The sequence below is a fragment of the Acetobacter cerevisiae genome (assembly GCF_001580535.1).
In the GTDB taxonomy this organism is placed as follows: Bacteria; Pseudomonadota; Alphaproteobacteria; order Acetobacterales; family Acetobacteraceae; genus Acetobacter; species Acetobacter cerevisiae.
Map to the genome: position 1 here is coordinate 1 of NZ_LHZA01000046.1, position 2228 is coordinate 2228.

At 52.0% G+C, this 2228-nt stretch carries 1 protein-coding gene and 2 pseudogenes; all 3 read left to right on the plus strand.

What is annotated here, in order from left to right; translation table 11 throughout:
• Window positions 1-177: 177 nt before the first annotated feature.
• Window positions 178-399: pseudogene (locus AD928_RS14235) on the plus strand (transposase); the annotation flags it as partial.
• Window positions 400-491: 92 nt separating this feature from the next.
• Complete coding sequence (locus AD928_RS14885) at window positions 492-710, plus strand: hypothetical protein (protein ID WP_062247357.1); 219 nt, start codon at window positions 492-494, stop codon at window positions 708-710.
• A 1299-nt stretch (window positions 711-2009) separates the two neighbouring features.
• A pseudogene (locus AD928_RS00340) lies at window positions 2010-2195 on the plus strand (SOS response-associated peptidase); the annotation flags it as partial.
• Window positions 2196-2228 lie beyond the last annotated feature (33 nt).

Below are 2228 nucleotides of genomic sequence, written 5' to 3' on the forward strand. Positions count from 1 at the left end.
TAGCCGACTGTCTGTTTCCCCCCCCCTTTGCTGACGTAACTTCCGCTTAAATTCTCACGAAATTGGCCTGCTATTTTACGGCGTGTCGTCAGTTAAGCCCTGAGTGTGGCACGTGAGGGTTGTACTTTGTGTCTGAGTGTGCTGACTGTTTTCCCGTTTTTTGGTGGAGACAGACAGATGCGGCGCTATAGTTTACGCGATGACCAGTGGGAGCGGATAAAGGATCTTCTTCCCGGTCGAGAAGGCTATGTCGGCGGCACTGCGGCGGACAACCGTCTGTTCGTGGAGGCGGTGCTTTATCGCTATCGCGCGGGCATTCCATGGCGCGACCTTCCTTCCCGTTTCGGGGACTGGAAAAACGTGTACCGGCGTCTGCGCCGCTGGTGCGAAAGCGGCGTCAGGCGAGGAGAGGACGGTTTAACAGGCACAGGCTTTTCTTCTGCGTCGACTTCTTCAAGAGGAGTAAGAGACGATGCTGGAAGGTTTCCGGCTTGCTGGACTACGGTCTGATTGCTGCGAATGTCGACAATCATGGCCGCCAGCCGGTTTGCCTCTGCCCGAAGCATTTCTTTCTCTTTTGCACTTACCGCCACGCCTGTTTTGAGCTGCTGGCTCAAGGCTTCCAGTCGCGTCTGTATGGCAACAAGGTGACACACCGTAAGAACTGGTCATATGACTGTCATTACGACCAGTCATATGACTATCAATAATACCTGTTGCCATTGGAATATCTGGCTCAGAAACGTCGTCACCCAGATCATCGTGCGTCATGGCTGTCACCCCCGTGTGGAAATCGACAGCATCATCCAATAATAAACCGACCAAATGCTATGTGGGGATCAGCCCTCGCTTACCGTGAGTCAGGCCAAACAATGGTTGGTATTACTCTTTAACTTGGATTTCCCCGCTTCATCTGACGCCGAGTCATCGTAGCAGACTGGTTCTGCATCGAGCGCGATTTTCGAGGTGAGAGGCGTGAGCTTTCATGACCGTCATTTTGGGAACGTACCTGCCCGACATGTCGGACGACGCGCTGCAGAATATTCTGCGGCAGGCGGTGGAATTTGCATCGTTCTGGGGAGGAAGCGGAAGGTGAGAGAAAAGGATGCTACCGGGCAATTTGATGCTAATTCAAAACAAACTTATCCACAGGTCGAAGTTGCCAAAAAACAGGCTATTTTTAGGCTCTATTCATTCCATTACCGAAACTCTAAGTCATTGATATTATTAAACATCGAAAAACGCGTTTTGGGATTTAATCCCAAAAGTGCCCTTTTTTACAACAGTGTTCAGTTTTTGTGGTACAAAGAACACGGTCAAACTGCGGTACTAATCACACACCGGCCGAAACACTCTAAAATGGTACAGATCAGCCCATAGAGCAGCCTCTGTGACACCACCGCCCACTACACAGGGCCACAACGAGGCCAAAAAGCCGCTTCGCAGCCATCCCCACCGGAAACTCCTACACACCACCACAGCCTCAAAAAAAAGGCATCTCCGTTCATATAAGCCCATCCACTCCCCGAGATTCACATCCTTCCCGATAACATTTTTCCAAGAGGGCCCGACACCACCATCTCCTCTTCCCTACGCCCCATTTTCCCGATTGGGAGGGCACGCTACCGCAATTTCATACGCACCATCCGGTATACGTATGAAATCGCTACGCTTTTTATCTTTTTTCTTCTCTCTCTATCGCCGAATAAATTCGGCTCCCTTTTCGATGCGATACCGTAACGCGCAACACCCCACTCCAACCGGGTGGGGGCGGAAAATGCCACTTGCCCTGTATTTCATGTACGGAATCCGGAAAAAAAAATGACGGTTTTCTACCCCCTCTTTTTTTTTGACCTTCTCGAAACACTGTTCGAAAGCGGCCTCAGTCAAGGTTATCCACAGGCTAAAAAGGGGCAAGGGCGGCGGGAAACGTCCGTTGCGACTAGCCCTGCATGCTCGACCTGAGCGTCTGCGACAGGCGCAGGGTAGAGAGTCTAAGCGAAAGAGAGTTTCTGACCACAGAGGCCAACCGGGAAGTGGGCGCGATCCATCCGAAGGCTATGCCCGTTATTCTGACGCAACCGGACGAGTTGGGCGCATGGATGAACGCGCCGATGGTAGAGGTTCTGCGCCTTCAGTGGCGTTTGCCGGATGATCTGTTGACTCGCGTCGAAGCACCGCGTTCTTTGGAATGACAGTCATGGGGGGGGGAAACAGACAGTCGGCTA